At 39.2% G+C, this 19,951-nt stretch carries 17 protein-coding genes and 1 pseudogene; 7 read left to right on the plus strand and 11 right to left on the minus strand.

Annotated features, from left to right (window positions below; genetic code table 11):
• Positions 1–12: 12 nt before the first annotated feature.
• From BFP77_RS07290 to purD, 3 genes are read left to right on the plus strand one after another with little or no spacing between them, the layout of a single operon-like run.
• Positions 13–1,365 carry an exopolysaccharide biosynthesis polyprenyl glycosylphosphotransferase gene (locus tag BFP77_RS07290; RefSeq protein WP_099573379.1) on the plus strand — a complete coding sequence of 451 codons (1,353 nt, stop codon included), beginning with the start codon at positions 13–15 and terminating at the stop codon, positions 1,363–1,365.
• A 6-nt stretch (positions 1,366–1,371) separates the two neighbouring features.
• Positions 1,372–2,346: a UDP-glucuronic acid decarboxylase family protein gene (locus tag BFP77_RS07295; RefSeq protein ID WP_099573380.1), complete on the plus strand. Its 975-nt coding sequence runs from the start codon at positions 1,372–1,374 to the stop codon at positions 2,344–2,346.
• 47 nt (positions 2,347–2,393) lie between these two features.
• Positions 2,394–3,665 carry a phosphoribosylamine--glycine ligase gene (purD, locus tag BFP77_RS07300; protein WP_099573381.1) on the plus strand — a complete coding sequence of 424 codons (1,272 nt, stop codon included), beginning with the start codon at positions 2,394–2,396 and terminating at the stop codon, positions 3,663–3,665.
• 130 nt (positions 3,666–3,795) lie between these two features.
• Here the strand turns inward: purD and BFP77_RS07305 are convergent, their stop codons facing one another.
• Positions 3,796–4,017, minus strand: coding sequence for a DUF6341 family protein (locus tag BFP77_RS07305; RefSeq protein WP_099573382.1), 222 nt, complete (start codon positions 4,015–4,017; stop codon positions 3,796–3,798).
• Positions 4,018–4,057: 40 nt separating this feature from the next.
• On the opposite strand from BFP77_RS07305, the gene BFP77_RS07310 reads away from it, so the two are divergent.
• From BFP77_RS07310 to BFP77_RS07320, 3 genes are read left to right on the plus strand one after another with little or no spacing between them, the layout of a single operon-like run.
• Positions 4,058–4,996: a DUF6427 family protein gene (locus BFP77_RS07310; RefSeq protein ID WP_099573383.1), complete on the plus strand. Its 939-nt coding sequence runs from the start codon at positions 4,058–4,060 to the stop codon at positions 4,994–4,996.
• A gap of 29 nt (positions 4,997–5,025) precedes the next feature.
• Positions 5,026–5,628, plus strand: a complete 603-nt coding sequence (locus BFP77_RS07315; protein WP_099573384.1) for a DUF4254 domain-containing protein — start codon at positions 5,026–5,028, stop codon at positions 5,626–5,628.
• Complete coding sequence (locus BFP77_RS07320) at positions 5,615–6,664, plus strand: glycosyltransferase family 9 protein (RefSeq protein ID WP_306475421.1); 1,050 nt, start codon at positions 5,615–5,617, stop codon at positions 6,662–6,664. The genes BFP77_RS07315 and BFP77_RS07320 overlap by 14 nt, the downstream gene beginning before the upstream one ends.
• A gap of 4 nt (positions 6,665–6,668) precedes the next feature.
• Here BFP77_RS07320 and BFP77_RS07325 read toward each other — a convergent pair whose 3' ends face one another.
• The 10 genes and pseudogenes from BFP77_RS07325 to BFP77_RS07370 form a co-directional block, all read right to left on the minus strand.
• The gene (locus tag BFP77_RS07325) at positions 6,669–7,286 is read right to left on the minus strand and encodes a TetR/AcrR family transcriptional regulator (RefSeq protein ID WP_099573386.1); all 618 of its coding nucleotides are present in this window, start codon (positions 7,284–7,286) and stop codon (positions 6,669–6,671) included.
• A gap of 241 nt (positions 7,287–7,527) precedes the next feature.
• On the minus strand, positions 7,528–8,091 hold the full coding sequence (locus BFP77_RS07330; protein ID WP_099573387.1) for a PIN domain-containing protein: 564 nt from the start codon (positions 8,089–8,091) through the stop codon (positions 7,528–7,530).
• On the minus strand, positions 8,081–8,536 hold the full coding sequence (locus BFP77_RS07335) for a helix-turn-helix domain-containing protein (protein ID WP_099573388.1): 456 nt from the start codon (positions 8,534–8,536) through the stop codon (positions 8,081–8,083). Before BFP77_RS07335 ends, BFP77_RS07330 begins: the two co-directional genes overlap by 11 nt.
• Positions 8,537–8,684: 148 nt before the next feature.
• Complete coding sequence (gene arsS / locus BFP77_RS07340; protein WP_099573389.1) at positions 8,685–9,740, minus strand: arsenosugar biosynthesis radical SAM (seleno)protein ArsS; 1,056 nt, start codon at positions 9,738–9,740, stop codon at positions 8,685–8,687.
• Between the two features lie 64 nt (positions 9,741–9,804).
• Positions 9,805–10,140: an arsenosugar biosynthesis-associated peroxidase-like protein gene (locus BFP77_RS07345; protein ID WP_099573502.1), complete on the minus strand. Its 336-nt coding sequence runs from the start codon at positions 10,138–10,140 to the stop codon at positions 9,805–9,807.
• A 231-nt stretch (positions 10,141–10,371) separates the two neighbouring features.
• Positions 10,372–11,007 (minus strand): annotated as a pseudogene (locus tag BFP77_RS07350) (metallophosphoesterase family protein); the annotation flags it as partial.
• The gene (locus BFP77_RS07355; RefSeq protein WP_099573390.1) at positions 10,992–12,332 is read right to left on the minus strand and encodes a sodium:solute symporter; all 1,341 of its coding nucleotides are present in this window, start codon (positions 12,330–12,332) and stop codon (positions 10,992–10,994) included. The gene BFP77_RS07355 and the pseudogene BFP77_RS07350, both read right to left, overlap by 16 nt.
• 88 nt (positions 12,333–12,420) lie before the next feature.
• Entirely contained in the window at positions 12,421–13,857 is a 1,437-nt protein-coding gene (locus tag BFP77_RS07360) for a SusD/RagB family nutrient-binding outer membrane lipoprotein (protein ID WP_099573503.1), read from the minus strand.
• Between the two features lie 214 nt (positions 13,858–14,071).
• On the minus strand, positions 14,072–17,275 hold the full coding sequence (locus tag BFP77_RS07365; RefSeq protein ID WP_099573391.1) for a SusC/RagA family TonB-linked outer membrane protein: 3,204 nt from the start codon (positions 17,273–17,275) through the stop codon (positions 14,072–14,074).
• 58 nt (positions 17,276–17,333) lie between these two features.
• Positions 17,334–18,023, minus strand: coding sequence for a TIGR04282 family arsenosugar biosynthesis glycosyltransferase (locus BFP77_RS07370; RefSeq protein WP_099573392.1), 690 nt, complete (start codon positions 18,021–18,023; stop codon positions 17,334–17,336).
• Positions 18,024–18,388: 365 nt separating this feature from the next.
• Between BFP77_RS07370 and BFP77_RS07375 the strand changes: the two genes are divergently transcribed.
• Positions 18,389–19,903 (plus strand): Do family serine endopeptidase, encoded by a 1,515-nt coding sequence (locus BFP77_RS07375; RefSeq protein WP_099573393.1) that lies wholly within the window; start codon positions 18,389–18,391, stop codon positions 19,901–19,903.
• The last annotated feature ends 48 nt before the right edge of the window (positions 19,904–19,951 follow it).

Genomic DNA, 19,951 nt, shown 5'->3' on the forward strand with positions numbered 1-19,951 from the left:
GAAGATAGATTTATGTTTTTTAAACAAGGTAGATTTTCCGGTTTCATAAATCCCATTTCAGGTTTGGTTGATTTATTGGTAATAAATCTATTTACACTTTTTCTGCCTATTAACTTTCAAAACCCCATACTCTTCCATAGCTATATTTCTATTGCCTGGGTCGTATTGTCTTTCAAGAACGAATTTTATGAGGTTTACAGATATTCTAAGGTAGTTGCCATTCTTAGAAAATTGTTTACACAGTTCGTATTTTTCTTCTTGATTCTATACGCCTATATTGGCTTTTTTAAACAGCCTTTAATGAGTAGGCTGGCGTTAGGCAAGTATTTTCTTTTAGTATTTTTACTTATAGCAGCACTTAAATTTCTGAGTTATATACTTCTTATGCAATACAGAAGTTTATGGAAAGGAAATACAAGAAACGTTGTCGTTATTGGAAAAAGTAAAAAAGCCAACCAGCTTATTGAGGTTTTTGAGGAGCGAAAGGAATATGGATATATGTTCAAGAGACAGTTTTCTCCACGGGGCCATAACTTTGATTTGATAGCATGTTTCCGATATATAGTGAACAATAATATCGATGAAATATACTGTTCGGTTTCAGAGCTTAAGAACGATGAATTATCCGCATTCATCAACTTTGCGGATAATAATTTAAAAACCTTGAAATTCCTGCCAGATAACAAAAACATCTTTTCGAAGAAACTAAAGTTTGAATACTACGATTATCTGCCAATACTCTCCTTAAGGGATATCCCCCTTCATAACTCATTAAACGCATTACTTAAGAGAGGTTTTGATATTCTGTTTTCTTTAGCAGTAATTTTTGGCCTACTCATATGGTTAGGGCCAATTTTGGCCTTGCTGATTAGGTTAGAATCAAAAGGTCCGGTATTTTTTATTCAAAGGCGAACGGGATTCGATAATCGAGAGTTTCAATGTTTCAAATTCCGTTCTATGGGTATGAACGATGCTGCGGATGCTAAACAGGCAGGAAAGAATGACATGCGTGTCACTAAAATAGGTAAATTTATCCGAAAGACAAGTATTGATGAACTCCCCCAGTTTTACAACGTTTTATTTGGCAATATGTCCGTTGTTGGACCCAGGCCACACATGCTAAAGCATACCGATGAGTATGCAAATAGGGTCGATAAATATATGTTACGACATTTTGTGAAACCCGGAATCACCGGTTTGGCCCAGGTAAGAGGGTATAGGGGAGAAATAGAAAAAGAAAGTGATATACAAAATAGGATTAAGTTCGATATATTTTACGTGGAGAACTGGTCTTTTTTTATGGATTTGAAGATTATTGTGCAAACAGTTATAAATGCAATTTCTGGCGAGGAAAAGGCGTATTAAAGAATTATGAAGAAAGTTTTAATTACTGGCGCGGCGGGATTCCTAGGTTCTCATTTGTGCGATCGTTTTATAAAAGAGGGTTTTCATGTCATAGGCATGGACAATCTAATTACAGGAGATTTAAAAAACATTGCACACCTTTTTCCATTGGAACGATTTGAGTTTCATCATCATGACGTGTCTACTTTCGTGCACCTAGAAGGGAAATTGGATTATATTTTACATTTTGCATCTCCCGCTAGCCCTATAGATTATCTAAAGATTCCAATAGAGACTTTAAAGGTTGGTTCTTTGGGAACATTAAACCTATTAGGCTTGGCTAAGCAGAAAAATGCGCGCATATTGGTGGCTTCTACTTCTGAGGTATATGGCGACCCTTTGGTACATCCACAAAACGAGGAGTATTACGGTAACGTTAGTCCCATTGGGCCAAGAGGCGTTTATGATGAGGCAAAACGCTTTATGGAATCCATTACGATGGCTTATCACCGTTATCATGGCTTGGAAACAAGAATCGTGCGCATCTTTAACACCTACGGGACCAGAATGCGCTTAAACGACGGCAGGGTGGTTCCTGCATTTATGGGGCAGGCATTACGTGGTGAAGATTTGACCGTTTTCGGTGACGGTTCTCAAACCAGGTCTTTTTGTTATATAGATGATCAAGTAGAAGGAATATACCGTTTACTATTTAGTGATTATGCGGAACCGGTAAATATTGGAAATCCGCATGAAACAACCATAAAAGAATTTGCAGAAGAGATAATTGCACTTACTGGGACCGATCAAAAGATTATTTATAAACCCTTACCTAAAGATGACCCGTTACAAAGGCAACCGGATATCACTAGGGCAAAAGAGATTCTAGGATGGGAACCTAAAGTGAGTCGCTCAGATGGATTAAAAATCGTATATGATTATTTCAAATCGCTTTCTCCTGAGGAGCTGCAACGAAAAGAGCATAGGAATTTCACCTCATAAGCACCAGAATTTTAGTTCTAACAACCATTTATAGTAATTAGAGAAACATGAAGATTTTAATATTAGGTTCTGGCGGCAGGGAGCACGCATTGGCTTGGAAACTTTCGCAAAGTAACATATTACAACAGTTATTTGTTGCTCCTGGTAACGCGGGAACTTCAAAGCTCGGAAAAAATATACCAATTGGTGTAAACGATTTTGAGGCTATTAAGGAATTTGTTCTTTCCAATGGTGTAAACATGGTCATTGTAGGTCCAGAGGATCCTTTGGTCAATGGCGTTCATGATTTCTTTTTGATGAATGAAGAGTTAAAGAAAATACCGGTGATAGGACCGCAGAAGCACGCAGCTACTCTAGAGGGGAGTAAAGAATTTGCCAAGGAATTTATGATGCGCCACAATATCCCTACGGCGCAGTACAAAAGTTTTACGGCTACTACGATTGATGAAGCTTATTCCTTTATGGAGACCCTTCATCCTCCTTACGTGTTAAAAGCGGATGGACTTGCTGCCGGAAAAGGTGTAGTTATTTTGAATAACATAGAGGACGCCAAGATAGAGCTAAAGTCTATGCTATTGGACCAGAAATTTGGCGTCGCCAGCAAAACTGTTGTTATAGAGGAGTTTCTCGACGGTATTGAACTCAGTGTTTTTGTTCTTACAGATGGTGAAAACTATAAGCTGCTACCCACGGCAAAAGACTATAAGCGTATTGGTGAAGGTGACACCGGCCTTAATACAGGCGGCATGGGAGCCATATCACCAGTCCCTTTTGTAGATAACGTGTTAATGACCCAGATAGAGGAGCAAATTGTCAAACCTACAGTAGAAGGACTTAAAATCGATGGTCTTCCCTATAAAGGATTTATTTTTATTGGTCTTATCAAGGTTGGCGAAAAAGCCAAGGTAATCGAATATAACGTGAGATTGGGAGATCCAGAGACAGAAGTGGTAATACCGAGGATTAAAAATGATTTGGTTTCCGTATTTCAGGCAGTGGCCAATCAAAGTTTAAATGAGTTAGACCTTCAAATAGATGAACGGACTGCTACCACGGTTATGACCGTCTCTGGCGGCTATCCAGGAAACTATGAAAAAGGAAAAGAAATATCCGGCATCGACGCTATAGAAGATTCATTAGTCTTTCATGCAGGGACAAAACTGATAGGTGAAAAGGTAGTAACGAATGGAGGCCGTGTAATAGCTATAACTTCTTATGGGGACAATTTTAAAGAAGCGCTGAAAACGTCATACAAAAATGTTTCTAAACTATCGTTCGAAGGAATGAATTTTAGAAAAGATATTGGATTTGACCTCTAGTTGTAAATAATCTCAGGAAAAGCCCACGAGTAATAAAAAGAAACCCAACGTTTAGTTCTAGGTAAGCATTGGAGGTTTAGTAATCTCGATTAAAGAGCAAACTTAAAAGCTGTTTAGATTCTTGGCTATTTTACAAGTAAGAGTGAGAAGTAATGGATTTATCTTCTTCGCCATTATCGTTGTACTTTTTTAATTCGATCATCCAATAAACAAAGGCTACCGAACCTATAATCATAAACAGCCAATTGACGGTATTGGCAACAGTCCAGCTTTCGACAAATCTTAAAAAGTCAAAGGGAGCAAAAAGTACATTAACGAATAAATCCTCAATACCTTCAAAAAATGATTTCATCTTATCCTATATTTACAATGCAAAAATATAAAAATCATACATGATTTCAAGCATTTTTGGAAAAACAAAACCTATCAATTTTATAATCCTCTTAGGTTTTATATTTCTTGTTTACTGGTGCGTGCAATTTTATCTTCTAGAATATGAATTTTCAACAGATGCAATTCTATTAAAATCAGGGGTCCTGAGTATACTGCTTTTTAGTGTATTCGTCATAGATTTTATAGTGAAACGCAATAAAATTACGGGTCCCAATACGTTTTCAATACTGTTTTATTCGTTACTGTTAATTGTCTTTCCTGAGACCCTTGGCGATAACAATGTTATCTTATGTACTTTTTTTTTGCTATTGGCCACTCGGCGCTTGTTGAGCATAAAATCCTTGAAGGATATTAAGTCTAAAATATTCGACGCAACCCTATGGATACTAATATCCAGTCTTTTTTATGATTGGGCAATTATTTACCTCATACTGGTTTTTGCAGCCATCTATATTTATGACCCTAAGAATATCAGGAATTGGATGGTGGTTATGGCGGCTACATTTTGTTATTTCATCATCTTATTGGGCGTTTTAATTCTAATCGACAAAACCTCTTTTCTCAATTCGCATTATAGTTTTACAATTGCCTATGACAGATTCTATTGGCCAAATTGGGGGTCTAGCATCAGGTTATTACTCTATATTATACTAAACGGAATTTTAGCGTTGTGGGCTTTTTTAAAATTGGGAAAAGCAGGAGTGGGAAAGATTACGGTCATAAGAATTATTGCGCTATCGTTTATTCTAGGGCTTATAGTGAATATTCTGGTAGTTTCGGATAGCTCTTATGCGCTCATGATTACCTTTTTCCCTTCAGTAATTTTTATAACGAACTATATAGAGACCATCAAGAGATCAAACATTCTGGAAGCAGTACTAATGATCAGTATTTTTCTTCCTTTGGCACTTTTCATATCTAGGCTTGCCCTAAAATAATTAAAGTATCTTTGTAAAAAAGAGCGCTTATGTTCAGTGATTTCGCCTTTAAAATATTCGAGGAAAGTATTGAAAAATATCATATTAAGGATGATGTATACCAACCTTTCATTAATCCTTATGACAAAGGAAGTATCTCACATTTATTGTATAGGAAAAATTGGATAGATACGGTTCAATGGCACTATGAGGATATTATACGCGACCCTGAAATAGACCCGGTTGCGGCACTTACGCTAAAGCGGAAAATTGATGCCAGCAATCAAGACAGAACAGATTTAGTGGAATACATCGATAATCATTTCTTAGAAAAATACCGTACGGTAGAAATAAAGAAAACGGCTAGCATTAACACCGAAAGTCCCGCTTGGGCAATAGATCGTTTATCCATTTTGTCCCTTAAAATATATCACATGAGAGAAGAGGCAAACAGAACGGATGCCTCAAAGGAGCATTTAGAGAAATGTGAATCTAAACTCAAGGTATTACTAGAGCAGAAGCAGGACCTATCTTCTGCAATAGACCAGTTGCTTTTTGATATCGAATCCGGTGATAAATACATGAAAGTGTATAAACAAATGAAGATGTATAATGATGAGGAACTAAACCCCATCTTACGTGGCCAAAAGTAAACCATCACATTTATTGGTCATCAGACTTTCTGCCATGGGAGATATTGCCATGACCGTGCCCGTTCTATTGGCGCTTACACAACAATATCCAAGTCTTAAGATTACGGTCCTTACTAGGCCTTTTTTTGCACCCATATTTTCTAGTATTCCCATGGTAACCGTTTATTCCGCAGATGTAAAAGGTAAACATAAAGGGTTCTTTGGACTATGGAAGCTTGCTAAAGAATTAAGAACACTTGACATCGACGCGACGGCGGATTTGCATCATGTACTACGAAGCACTATTTTAAAACAATTCCTTAGGTTCAGCGGTATTCCGGTTAAGCAATTGAACAAGGGTAGGTCGGCTAAGAAAGCACTGACCAGATCTGAAGATAAGATTTTTACGCCCTTAAAGACAACTCATCAGCGTTATGCGGAAGTATTTAAAGTTTTAGGCTTTCCCATACAACTTGAAGCTGAACACGTTCTGGAGCCTGTGTTGCTCAGTGAAGAGATGAGGACTACTCTTGGTCTTAGTAAAAAGAAACTTATTGGGATTGCACCATTTGCGGCCTTTAAAGGGAAAACCTACCCCTTAGAACTCATGGAAAAGGTAATCCATGGATTACATGACCTTAAGGATTACGAAATGGTACTGTTCGGAGGAGGGGAAAAAGAAAAAGCACAGCTTGAAAAATGGGAAAATAAATTTGAGCATTGTATCAGTGCGGTGGGTAAAATTGCCTTTTCGGAGGAACTGACATTGATATCCAACCTTAGTGTAATGTTGTCCATGGACAGTGGTAATGGTCACTTAGCGGCGATGTATAAGGTTCCTACCGTAACACTTTGGGGAGTTACCCATCCTTATGCCGGTTTCTCTCCTTTTAATCAAATGGGGAATACTTTAGTATCGGATAGAACTAAATATCCTGAAATACCTACCTCAGTCTACGGAAATAAATTTCCTCTGGGATATGAAAAAGCGATGGAGACCATCGCTCCGGAAAAAATACTTAAAAAGATTCTTGAAATCTTAAACAGGACATCTTAACATGCTATACACTAACGCGCTTCGCTTCTATAGACCTGAAATACTGTCTCAACTGACTCATAAAGCGATATTTTTTTGCACTCGGTGCAACTCCAACCATTAACGTTCTTATCCCAAAGTAAGCACTCATAAGATAGGTAGCCACCGCTTCGCAGTCCACATGCCTGTCTATATGACCATTAAATTTTCCTTTTTGTAGGGTTGAGACCAAGTTCACCTCCCATATGGAGACAATTTCACTTAAGTGTTTCATGATGGTTTCATTCTTACCCTGAAACTCTGTTAAGAAGTTGCTTAGCATACAGCCAAAATCCGTTTCGTTATGTACTGCTGTTTCCAATGCTTCCTCAAAACAGTTGGTAATTAAATCCAAGGGATTATCGTAGCCTTCAATAGGTTCTATCAAAGTGCTAAACACTTTTCTTGCCATTAAGTTTTGGATGATTCGAACGAAGAAGTCCTCTTTGGAATCAAAATGATAGTAAAAAGCACCTTTAGAAAGAGAGAGCTCTTTAAGAATATCGTCAACGCTGGTATTGTAATATCCTTTCTTGTAAAATAATTCAAGCCCTGTGGCCTGCATACTTTGCATGGTCGCCATGCGTTTTAAAGATTTGTTCATGATTTCAAGATTTGGGTTAATCCGACCATAGGGTCTGTACAAAGAACTCGCACATTGCATTTCCAGGGATGATAATTGGACATACGTACGGAAATTATCGGTCAAAGTTCATAATATCGACGTACTACCTAGTTTTCTGAAATATAAACCGACCGCCCGGTCGGTTCAAGTGCTTTCTTTTCTGGTCAAAAGGACAAGGAAAAGTTATTATTTCACTACAGAAATTGAAATTATGATAGTTTTAAAGCTGCGAATGTAGAAAATCTGCGGTATCAATGAGCCCTCGGTTTCTTAGAATATGTAATAGTTCAAATTCATCTAAATCTGGATTTCTTCTATTAAGTACCATTTCTTTAAATGCTTTTGTGGCTTCATCAGGATTTAAGTCAATGATATCTGTAAGAAAATCATCTGCTGTTTTAGCGCTAAGTCCATAAGAAGATAAGTAGTCTTTAGGGAAGTCCTTGATGTTATTTGTAACTATGACATTGGCATTGGTTTTTATGGCCGCCGCCAAAACATGGCAATCTTTTGGATCTGGCAATTCTAATCCTGAGATTAAGCCAGTATAATTGGTCACTAAAGCATCTGGAAAGGCAAGGTTAGCATTATTCACTCGTTTTATTGCTTCCTTATCTGTTATGGCTTTTCGTTTCATTACATCTCGCCATTCATCAAAAATATGTTCACTCCATTTAGGGGTGTACAAGTCGTAATGAGCAAACCAAAAGAGTAAATCCCTAATTTCTATGGGATAGATAACATTGGTGTCTAGTACACAAATAAAACGAACACTATGAATCATACAAACCTAGCTCTTCGTCAGATTTCATAATGTCGATGATGCGCTTTTTCTGCTTGGCTTTCATCTTTCTTTTGTATTCCATCACATCTTCAAACTTTATACGACGATGCTTGCCAACTTTAGTAAAATCTATTTCGCCATCTTCTAACAACTTTACAAAATGAGGTCTGGAACAACCTAACATTTCAGCGGCCTTTTGGGTAGTGACTTCTGTTGCAAAAGGCACTAAGGAAAATGGTTTGCCTTGGCTCATGGCTTCTAAAATATCACCTAAAAGCTTTAAAGCACTTATTGGAATTTTTATACGCTCTTGGGTTTCCTCAATTTCAATCTCTGGATTTTTAGATTTCAATTCTTTGATAACAGCAGCAAGCGCATCATAAGATTCTATGGCTATCCTCTGTTCGTCTTTAGAGGGTTTATTTATGTTCTTAAAAGTATTCATAGGTCGTGACGGGTTTTTTCGAGACTATAAAATTAAACGAAATAAACGAAAAATGATTACTTTGGTGTTGTTAAAGTTTTATAAAGAAAAGTTTTTGTGATATGGATGAAAATAATTCCCCCTCCTTCGGAAGGGCTAGGGGAGGCTCTTACGCCACCGTCCCTTGACAACTGCTTCCTGCACCTGCGGTACAACCATAACAGTGCTGTGAAATAATGATGTTTCTATCGTTTAGCAAATCTTCATTATAGTCTTTAATGTGTTTTACTTTACTAGCTACTTTAAGGTCTAACATCTGGTTAAAATCACAATCATATAGCCAACCGTCCCAACTAATGGATATAGTATTGGTACACATTACATTTGCTACAGCAGAGGGGTTATAAGCTTCAACCAAAGCATACATATAGTCCTCATAATTTTCTGAGGCGATGAGGTAGTCTAAGAAACGAGCAATAGGCAAGTTTGTAATGGCAAAGAGGTTATGGAACTGAATTCCAAAATCCTCATCTAAAGCCTTTTTAAAGTCCTTTTCCATGGCCATTTGGTCGCCCGGCAAATAGGCTCCCGATGGGTTATAGACTAAATCTAATCGCAAATCGCTGCCTGGCATTCCGTAACCACGCGCATTGAGTTCCTGCAAGGCTTTTATCGACTTATCAAAAACACCGTCTCCACGTTGCTTATCCGTTTTTCCACGCGTATAATGTGGCATAGAGGAAATCACATGCACATTGTGTTTTTTGAAGAAATCTGGTAGATGGTAGTATTTTTTATTCGCCCTAATGATGGTAAGGTTAGAACGTACGATAAAGTCTTTGATTCCCGCTTTGGCAGCTTCTTCTACAAACCATTCAAAATCAGGATTCATTTCTGGTGCACCACCTGTTAAATCCAAGGTGTGCGCCCCTGTATTTTTAATTACCTCAAGACACTGCTTCATAGTTTCGCGGGTCATGATTTCCTTTCGGTCCGGACCGGCATCTACGTGGCAATGTTCACACACTTGGTTGCACATATACCCCACATTAATCTGAAGGATTTCCAACTTTTTAGGACGCAGCGGAAAATGCCCTATTTCCCCAATCTTATCCTTAAAATAAGGGAGTTCTCCATCGGCAAAGATGCCTCCGTTTAAAATATCGAGCTGACGGTTACTTTGTGCAAGCTCGTTTCCTTTTGCTTTTAATGATTTTGTAGCCATTTCTTTTTTGTTGTTTGTTGCTCGTTGATGGTTGTCAGTAAATATCCAACAACTGTAAACTATTTTACATACTCAGTTTATCATACTTATTCATCATCTGCACCCCGTGCACTAAGGTTGCGCCGCTTTCAATAGCTGCACCAACATGTACTGCCTCCATCATTTCTTCTTTGGTAATTCCTTTTTGCAGACCGTCTTTGGTATAGGCATCTATACAGTACGGACATTTTACAACGTGCGAAACCGCTAGTGCTATTAATGACTTCTCCCTAGCACTTAGTGCGCCTTCTTCAAAAACCTTACCGTAATAGTCAAAAAACTTAGTGCCAAGCTCTTCGCTCCATTCCGTGATTTTTCCAAATTTTCGTAAATCTTTAGGATTGTAATACGTATCTGCCATTTTTTTCTGTGTTTTAGGTGCTGTATTTTGTTTTGTAGTATCTAAATAAATCGGAATCCCCTGTCCCATTTTTTCCACCTCGGGTAGGATTTCCATATTATCCCAAAGCCCTGAAGATAGCGTATCTGCATATGCTTCAGGCAGATGGTTTTTATACATTAATTGTTGGGTAGTGTTGTAATCATATTCAAAAGACCGATAAGTATATTTTATTTCGCCCTCTTGAATTTCTAAGAGCATATACCAGACCCGAGTGGTGCCGTCATTTGCTGGCATGCCTATAACCCCGGGGTTTAACCACAACTTTTCTTTTATAGACTGATGAAAAGGAAGTCCGCAATGCCCTGCAATAATCACATCACTTTTGGTGTCCTCAAAACATTTTTGCTTGCTGGTATCGGCATTAGATTGAAATATAAATTCCGATGTATTTCCATAATTACCATGAACTACGGTTACTTTTTTTTCTCCAAAATCAAAACTGATATATTCCGGCAGGGTAGCAATGTAGTCCAAAGAATCCTGTGATAAGTGGCCCTTCGTATAAGGAAACCACAGTTTGGAAAAACTATCGCAGCGGCCACCAGCCTTAAAATCGCATCCACAATCTTCACTGTCGTTAGCCAGCTGCAACTCTACGTTACCGGCGATACTTAAAGCGCCCCAATCTCTAAAGGCTGTTACGGTTTCTTCGGGTTGCGGGCAGTAGCCTGTGATATCGCCCGTACAAATACAGTTCTCTGCAAGGATATCTTCTTCCTTGGCAATAGAAATAAGCTGCTCTAAAGCCTGTAGATTGCTATAGACGCCACCAAAAAGCAAAAGCTTTCCGGTCTTTGTGCCGATATGTGCTATATCCTTATCCATTTAGGTATAAAGTAAAGTACTATACAACTTAAAATTCCCCAGAAATTGATCCACAGTAAGTCTGCGTATTTTCCTGTTGTGAATATCAGTGATTCTGGGAACCAGCTGAAAATCAGCAAAAATCCGAATAAAATCCCACAAAATACACTTAAGTGAAAACTGATTTTTGGCACACTGTCTCTCCAGAACAAAAATACTGGGGTTAAACCGATAACCATAGTGCCGCTTATGGTGGTGGCAGAAAGTATTTCGGCATCCAAAAAGACTGGAATAGTTCCTAAGACGGCAATGGCGACCATGGACCAGCGCCCAAACTTCAGGGAGTCACCCAAATTTAAATCAATGGCCAATAATTTGGAGAAGGACGAAAAGGTAGAATCTAAAGTAGAGGCCGCTGAGGTAATCATGATAAAATTGATAACCAGTAAAAGTACTACGCCAAAAGCCTTCCCCACTTCTACTGCCGCTTGCCCTTGCATGCCTTGTGCCTGTGCATATATCCCGATTATACTGAACAATACAATACAAATTCCACCTACTACACTTGCCCAAAGAAAACTTTTTAGTGTAATTCTAGGATTACTTAAAAAGCCCCTATCCGTTAAAACAGGGTCATGAAAAGGATAACTGAATGATTGTAAGACTGCTGCAAAAAATAAATTCAAGCCCATATCAAAAGACCAAACACCAGATTTTAGTGCCTGTGTTGGCGTGAATTGGTCTTCTGAAGTAAAAATAGCACCCAGAATTACCAAGAGTAAAATACCGAACAAACCCATTTGAAGCACATCGGTAAAAATAGAACTACTCATCCCGCCTTTTAAAACATAGGCAAGGGTTAATCCTGTGAAAACCAAAATAGACCAGTAATACGGACCAGAACCCATATCGCCGAAATAAGAGCCAATAACCATGGTGTTACTCCATACTTCATTAAACAGGCGAATGGCAATTAAAATAGAGAACACAGCAACAGCTCCTTTTCCAAATTTGGAAGTCAAAAAATGATGAATACTAATGTATTTTCCATGGAGACGCATTCTGTAAATGACTATACCCGCAACGGCGAAAGACAAGTAATACGCAGCATAGGCTACTCCGCCCACAATACCATAATCCAATCCTAGATTTGCTGCATTGGTGATGCTTTTGGCGAATATCCAAGATATAACCAAACTCCCCATTAGCATAAAGGTATTCGGGGTTTTCTTCCTTTGAACCGCTTTAAAAAACTGAATGGTATTTTTAGCCAATGGAGAAAGGAAGAATAGCACCAAACTTGATGTTATCACAAGACCCCATTGCCAAAATTGTATCTCAGTCATTTTTATTATCAATTTTACAACTTTAAAGTCCCCTTAGACATCGACTAAGCTCAGCATCAGGGAACAATGCAATTACACTTTAAATAAATTAATTCTCGCTTTGCGAGTCCCACCAAACAGGCATATTAATACTGTTCCCATCCGTTCTGGCCGCCGCAGCTTCATAATTTACTGCATTCAATGCTTGTTCTTCTGCTGGGTAAGGCATACGAACAGGAAGCAAATCATTATTTAAACTAGCCGAAATCGTTTTTAATCGTGGAAAGCCAGTCCTTCGGTATTCAATCCACCCTTCATATCCATTGATGATGTTCGCTATCCATTTTTGGGTAATAATGTTTTCTATGACGTCTCCATTATTAAATGCACCATCCGTACTTAGATAATTTGTTGGTAATTCCGTATTCCAATAGTCAAAAGCTTGGGTTACTCCAGTTTCGTATAAAGCTTGCGCATCCGCGCTAATAAAACCACGTGCTGCCGCCTCCGCTAATAAAAAGTGAGTTTCCCAACTGGTCATAAAATTCGCGTCTAAAGCGCTAGTCGCCTCTCTAAAATTTGTTCCTGCCAAAGAGAAATCGGCTAAGACCACCGCATTTTGCGTGGCATCTACGCCGTTTAATAAACCATTGAATTCTCCAGCATCACTATTGGAAAACGGACGGAAGAATGTTGTAATTCTTGGGTCGTTCAAATCGGTTAGAATTTCGTCCATTGTTTCAGAAAGCACAAAGTTGTTGAAATCTCCAATTCGTAAACGCGCTAAACGAAAGTTATTGGGCTCCCCATCATTAAAATCAAAAGTTGCATTTTGGCTGTTGGCACTTATAAAATCCGCATCATCAAAAAGTGTTTGCAAGGCCGTTGCGTTATCTTGAACATTGGAAGTGCGCATTAAAAATTTAATCTGAAGCGACTTCGCAAAACGCACCCATCCCCGTAGGTCGCCTGCAAAGAGAATATCTCCCTCTAAAGGAATGGTGCCTGTATAAGCTTCAATGGCAGCAATTCCCTTTTCAAGATTATCAAAAATACCATCTTCGGCTAGGTAAATGTTTTCTTGGTTATCGTAAACGGGTGTAACCGTTATGTCTTTACCTTGAAAACCTTCGGAATAAGGCACATCCCCAAAAATATCCGTTAAGGCCCCCGCCATATAGGCTTTTAAAATGCGAGAAGGCCCTTCATATACCTCAAAGGTGGGGTTCTCTAGAGCCAAACGTAAAATCTCTTCGTTATCCCTAAGATTGGTGTACAAAATAGGCCATGGATTACCTCCCAATTGAGGCGATTTTAAATCGTGACGGTCAAACAGATTAAAATCTAAGGCCGTTCTATACTGTCCCAATAAATCGCCTGCGGTAAAACCTTCGTAAGACATCTGCTCCCCATAATCATAAATTACCTGTCTTAACAATAAACTAGACTGCACGGCAACCGGTTGGTTGGGGTTGGTATTGATTTCTTGGAAGTCCTTGGTGCAGGAGAAGATTACCAAGAATAACGGCAACATTTTTATAAGCATGAACACCTCCCTCAATCCCTCCTTTTTAGGAGGGAAGGGATTTCGCATTAGTTTCCCCTCTAAAAAGAGGGGAGTAAGGGGTGTGTTGTTTTTGTACGTTACGGTATTATTAAGTATTGTTACCATTCTCAGGACTTGGGCGATCCACCCACTTCTATCTAGGGCAGAAAGCCTTTGCATCACTGTATTATATATAAATTTCATCATCATCTTATTAAAAATTAAACCCGGCTTTAAAACCAATACTTCTTGTGGTGGCATAGGACATATCTTCGATACCACTTACAAATCCTTGCCCTTGAACGGCTAGTTGCTCTGGGTCAAAATGTGGATTTTCGGTGATAGCGAATAAATTTCTACCGATAAGCGATAATCGCAAACTCGCATCTTGCTGTAAAAACCTCAAATTATCAAAAGTATAGCCAACTGAAAATTGGCGCAGTTTTAAAAACGACGCGTCATAAGTGTTGTTCTCTTCGTGGTTTCTATCGTAAAACTGTCGGTAAAAACTTTCTGCGGTAACCGCTGTAGTATTCGGAGTAAAAACCGGATTTTCTTCCGTACCTGTATTAACAACACCTTGCGGTACAATACCCTCTTCCGGTCTAAATGCCGTCTCTGCTAATTGACCACCAACATTTCCTAAGGCACGGGTTCTAGAAACAATAATGCCTCCTTGGCGCCAATCTAGCAGAAAGCCTAAATCCCATTTCTTATAGTTGAACTGGTTATTGAAACCTACCATAAAATCCGGATTGGAATTCCCTAGGTTTTGTAAGGTGTTATCTGGAATATATCTGCCTTCATCGGTGAGGATAAAATCGCCATTTTCGTTTTTTAAGTATCCTGTCCCGTACAAATCCCCAATACGGCCACCTTCTTCTACTTGTACAAATACCGCTTGGTTTTGACTGTCGTAGATTCTGGAAAAAGCCAAGGTTAAACGCCCGTCGTCTTGTGGTAAATCTTCTACGGTAGAGCGATTTGTACTAAAGTTTACTGTACTGTTCCATTTAAAATTTTGAGTTACTACCGGCGTTGCACCTAATATGAGCTCCACACCTTTTGAACGTACTTTACCACCGTTAACTACTTGTTGCGTAAATCCTGATGATATACCAATGGGCAGTGATATAATCTGGTCTTTGGTTACTGCATTATAGTAAGAGATATCTAAATTGAGTCTGTCCCCAAAGAATCGGATATCCGCGCCAACTTCAATCGCAGCGGTTTGTTCCGGTCTTAAATTAGGGTTCGCAATAAGGTTCTGGTCACTAAAGGTAGGCTGACCGTTAAAAGGAGTCTGTGCAATAAAAGCTCCGGTAGTCTGGTACGGATTGGTGTCGTTACCCACCTGTGCATAACTGGCACGCAGTTTAGCAAAGGAAATTGCTTGGGGTAACTCCGTTACGTTAGATAAAATAAAACTTGTGGATACCGATGGGTAGAAAAACGACACATTGTCCACAGAAAAAGGCGTTGCCAGGGCACTGGACCAATCGTTACGTCCTGTAATATCCAGAAACAAGTAATCTTTGTATCCAAACTTGGCTAAACCGTAAAAACTATTGATACGCTTATTGGATTCAAACTCAAAAACTTCAATCGGTGATGCCGCGTTGCTCAATCTAAAAATCCCCGGTTGCGCTAAACTTGTCGTCTGGGACTGACCCGTGAAGGCTTTTTGGTCCAGACGATTTCCGCCAAGGGAAACATCAACCTTAAAATCGCCAAAGGCATTGTTGTAGTTTAAAAGAAAGTCTGTATTTATTTCTCTGTAAAAAACATCATGTTCTGCATAACCTCCATTGCTAAAACGATTAGAGCTAAAGGCCCTTCTAAATTGGCGTTGTTCGCTAGAATAATCCATTCCAGTGCGTACTGTTGCAGATAGCTTATCGGTGATATCATAAGAAGCAGATATATTACCAAAAACACGATCTCTATTAAAAGAGTTTCTGTTTTCTTGAAGTATAAAGAACGGATTATCAAAAAAGGTATAGTTAAAAGAATACTGTTGTAAACCTTCCAGGCCGGGTTGCCAATAATCGCGTAAGCTATCAATATTAAGAGACCGTGGCCCCCATGCTACCAAAGAGTAATTCACGTTCTCGGAACCGTATCCGTTAGAAGGTCTGTTATCACTTTGGGAGTTTACGTAACTTAAGCTAGACCTAATTTGTAGTTTATCGGTTGGGCGAAAGTTTAAACGGGAAGATATAGTCTGTCTGTCTAAATTTACGCCAGGAATTATACTTTCGCTGCGTAAATCGGTAAAAGAAAGTCTAAAATTACCCTTATCAAAGCCCGACGAAATTGCTAGGTTGTTAATAGCTGTTGTCCCAGTTTCGTAAAAATCACGCAGGTTACTCGGGTTAGAACGAAATTCTGTGGGCGTAATAGGAAGTCCGTTATATACTGAAGTGTCTCCCCCGCGAACTACGGTTCCGTCTGGTAAAGTAACCGGACTATCAAATTGCGGAATTAAATTACCAACGTCTAATCGAGGTCCCCAACTATAGGTAATATTATCGCTGGTTCCACCACCGAGGCCATCTACAAATTCAAAAACCCCTGCTTGGCCTTGCCCAAATTCGTTTTGAAAGTCTGGAAGTTGAAAAGCAGAATCCACAAAGAAACTGGTATTGTAGCTTATGCCTAAACCTTTGCTTTTAGAACCGTCTTTAGTTTCAATAACAATAACGCCGTTTGCAGCTCTTGTACCATAAAGGGCAGCTGCACTGGGCCCTTTTAATACGGATACTTCGGCAATATCATCAGGATTTACTTCCATGGCACCATTACCAAAATCTACTTCTTGAAATCCCGCTGCCGCTTCGTTGGTAAAGTTAAAGACCGAATTGTTGTTTATGGGAACACCGTCCACAATAAACAACGGATTGTTATTAGAAAAAGAGGCCTCCCCACGAATGGTGATTTTTGAGGAAGAACCTACCCCTGTTGCTCCTTGGTTAATCGTTACCCCGGCCAATTTCCCCGCTAGGTTATCTAAAAAATTTACCGCCTTAACTTCTGTAACCCCTTTGGCATCTAAACTTTGCACCACATAACCCAATTCTTTGGTCTCTCGTTTAAGACCAAGGGCGGTGAGTACTACCTCATTTAGTTGTTCAGAAGATTCCTCCAGGGTAACGTTCAGAATTGCAACATTGTTAATGGGAACCGTCTGTGTTTCAAACCCTAAAATCGAAAATTGAAGTGCTCCTAAAAGATTTGGAACTTCCAGGCTATACTTGCCTTCTTCATTTGTTATGGTTCCTTTGTTTGTTCCGCTTAATTGCACGTTTACATAGGGTATGGCAATGCCATTTACATCCGTTACAGTTCCAGAAATGTCCTGTTGTGCTGTGGTAATAGTTGCCATGACCATAGTCATCGCTAACAATAAATACTTCATATAATGCTATAATATTAAATAGTAATTTAGATGGAAATTTCCATCGATTTAAAAAAACTTAGGAATGAAGTAGTAGCGGAGAACCCTTATTGCAAGGTTGCTGAAGAAGAATTTTGTCGTAAGTAGAAGCAACGATTATCGGTAATATCTTTCCCTGTCGTACAAGTGCCCTTAACAATTGTAATACGGCCGTTGAAATCGATTTACTGAATGAAGCAAGACGCTTCACATCCTCAACGGTATCAATATCGCTAAGAAGGGGTAACTGAAACAGAAGGTTGTCCGTTTCGTCCAAAAGGGTAGAAATTCTATTGAACAGGCTAAATCGTTGCCAAGGCAATCTTTTGAAAGTTTCTTGGTCAAAGTTGGATTTATGTATTCCCATCAAATAGAACCCACCATCTATGGACGGTCCCAGCACGGTTTTTCCTGTTTGTAGGGCATGGCTTGCCTTGAGTAGATGCGCTGTACTTAGTTGGGGCGTATCATTACCAACGGTTATAACATTTTCAAAACCGTTTTCAAAAATGGTCTGTATAGCCTTGGTGAAACGCTCCCCGAACGTATGGCCCTTTTGTTCCTTCTCAGAAATATGAAAATAGGGAAGCCCTGTTCGTTTTACCTTCCTTAGTGTTTCTTGGGTGAGTTTGTTAAATAAAGCTTCTCCTTGTTGTATGGGCTTAAGTGCCATTTCCGTTTTAGCGGAATTGGTAAATACCAGAATAGCAGTTTTATTCAATTTTGTCAAGAAGCTTGTTTTACTTGTCTGGGTAAACTTACGATAAAAAGTTAGTACTGGTTTGGTCGGAATGCTTTTTAGACCTTACATCTACTGAAACTTTAACATAATGTCATTTTGACAGCTACAGACCGATTGGTCGGTTTTTAAGATATGATAGCTCACATTTTAGACGTATAGCGACGGTTAATCCTCCAATAAATAAGATGTAAAACCTAAAAGATACATTTATTGGGTTCAAAAATTCGAATAACAGACCCATCAGTCTAAAAAAAAGTCAAAAAACCGATTGAATTTTAAGATTTTTTAGCGATTTCAGCGCATATTCTGGCATACCATTTGTAATTGATGTCGAAAATTTAAAACTTATAATAATGAGACATCAAGCAGATAATATTAATGGAACAAGAGTATATCTCTTATCAGCTGTAATAGCCTTAGTAGTAAGTCTTGGGGTTTGGGCGACTAGCCAAATGTTTAGAGAAACCCCTGTAAATCTAGTTGAAAAAGCAGCGGTACAAGGTAAAAAGGTCCTTTTTACCGCGGATAACGAAGGGAACATAACCCCTTTGGACTTTACAGCAACTACGGATAAGGTGTTAGATGCCGTAGTACATATTAAATCTACTCAAACGAGTTCTTCTTATGGAAATCAGGGTGCAAGGGCGTTGCCGGACCCTTTTAAAGAGTTTTTCGGGGATATGTTCAAAGGACAATCTCCACAAAGAATGCCGTCACAACCAAGAATAGGAACAGGTTCTGGGGTAATCATAAACGAAAAAGGATATATCGTTACCAATAATCATGTCATTGAAAATGCCGATGAGGTAGAAGTTACGCTTTATAATAATGAGTCCTATAAAGCTACTGTCATCGGTACCGACCCCACCACGGACCTCGCTTTACTTCAGATAAATGCCGATAATCTTAAAACTATGGCCTTGGTAAATTCTGATGATGTAGAGGTGGGAGAATGGGTGCTTGCCGTAGGAAATCCCATGGGACTTAATTCTACCGTAACGGCGGGAATTGTTAGCGCTAAGGCCAGAAGTATCAATATTAACCGCGAAAAATTCGCTGTAGAAAGCTTTATTCAGACCGATGCCGCAATAAATCCGGGGAATAGTGGTGGTGCACTGGTAAATTTAAACGGCGACCTTATAGGAATAAATACGGCTATTGCCAGTAGCACGGGAGCGTATACGGGATATGGTTTTGCCGTGCCCAGTAATATTGTTACAAAAGTCATGGAAGATCTTCTCAAATACGGAACGGTGCAGAGAGGTATGTTGGGTGTAACCATCCGCACTATGGATGGCGCCTTAGCTAAGGAGAAAAAAGTAGATTTCACTAACGGGGTATGGGTAGAACAGGTTGGTGAAGATAGTGCGGCCGACAAGGCTGGAGTGTTGCCCGGAGATGTTATTTTAAGTGTAGATGGGGCCAAGACCCTGACCTCTCCTAGATTACAGGAAATTATCGCAGGAAAAAGACCTGGGGACGAGGTGAATTTGCTCGTAAGTAGAAACGGAAAAGAAAAAGAGCTAATGGTTATCTTGGAAAATGCCAAAGGGAGTACGGACATTGTAAAAAAGGAGAAAAAGGAAATCTTGAATCTTCTAGGGGCCGATTTTGAAACCTTGGATAAAGAAATGGCCAAGAAGCTGAATGTAGACGGCGGTGTGCGTGTAACCAAACTGTATCCTGGTAAAATACGCAAGGAAACCCAGATGCGAGAAGGTTTTATCATCACACATATAGACGGTAAAAAAGTGAAGAAAGTATCCGATGTGGCGACATTGCTTGAAAATAAGAAAGGTGGCGTGATGTTGGAAGGCATCTATGAAGATGGCAGCACCTATTATTATGCCTTTGGTATAGATTCGTAACTAGATTTGGTTAATTTTGATGCCGTATAGTGTTGAAGCTATACGGCA

This window comes from Maribacter sp. 4U21, assembly GCF_002742365.1.
In the GTDB taxonomy this organism is placed as follows: domain Bacteria; phylum Bacteroidota; class Bacteroidia; order Flavobacteriales; family Flavobacteriaceae; genus Maribacter.

Excerpts from the sequence above, each read along its gene's own strand:
- arsS (WP_099573389.1), bottom strand. The coding sequence starts at position 9,740 with ATGGCTACAAAATCATTAAAAGCAAAAGGAAACGAGCTTGCACAAAGT.
- BFP77_RS07355 (WP_099573390.1), bottom strand. The coding sequence starts at position 12,332 with ATGACTGAGATACAATTTTGGCAATGGGGTCTTGTGATAACATCAAGT.
- BFP77_RS07305 (WP_099573382.1), bottom strand. The coding sequence starts at position 4,017 with ATGAAATCATTTTTTGAAGGTATTGAGGATTTATTCGTTAATGTACTT.
- purD (WP_099573381.1), top strand. The coding sequence starts at position 2,394 with ATGAAGATTTTAATATTAGGTTCTGGCGGCAGGGAGCACGCATTGGCT.
- BFP77_RS07330 (WP_099573387.1), bottom strand. The coding sequence starts at position 8,091 with ATGATTCATAGTGTTCGTTTTATTTGTGTACTAGACACCAATGTTATC.
- BFP77_RS07375 (WP_099573393.1), top strand. The coding sequence starts at position 18,389 with ATGAGACATCAAGCAGATAATATTAATGGAACAAGAGTATATCTCTTA.
- BFP77_RS07345 (WP_099573502.1), bottom strand. The coding sequence starts at position 10,140 with ATGGCAGATACGTATTACAATCCTAAAGATTTACGAAAATTTGGAAAA.
- BFP77_RS07335 (WP_099573388.1), bottom strand. The coding sequence starts at position 8,536 with ATGAATACTTTTAAGAACATAAATAAACCCTCTAAAGACGAACAGAGG.
- BFP77_RS07310 (WP_099573383.1), top strand. The coding sequence starts at position 4,058 with ATGATTTCAAGCATTTTTGGAAAAACAAAACCTATCAATTTTATAATC.
- BFP77_RS07325 (WP_099573386.1), bottom strand. The coding sequence starts at position 7,286 with ATGAACAAATCTTTAAAACGCATGGCGACCATGCAAAGTATGCAGGCC.
- BFP77_RS07360 (WP_099573503.1), bottom strand. The coding sequence starts at position 13,857 with ATGCTTATAAAAATGTTGCCGTTATTCTTGGTAATCTTCTCCTGCACC.
- BFP77_RS07365 (WP_099573391.1), bottom strand. The coding sequence starts at position 17,275 with ATGAAGTATTTATTGTTAGCGATGACTATGGTCATGGCAACTATTACC.
- BFP77_RS07295 (WP_099573380.1), top strand. The coding sequence starts at position 1,372 with ATGAAGAAAGTTTTAATTACTGGCGCGGCGGGATTCCTAGGTTCTCAT.
- BFP77_RS07290 (WP_099573379.1), top strand. The coding sequence starts at position 13 with ATGTTTTTTAAACAAGGTAGATTTTCCGGTTTCATAAATCCCATTTCA.
- BFP77_RS07315 (WP_099573384.1), top strand. The coding sequence starts at position 5,026 with ATGTTCAGTGATTTCGCCTTTAAAATATTCGAGGAAAGTATTGAAAAA.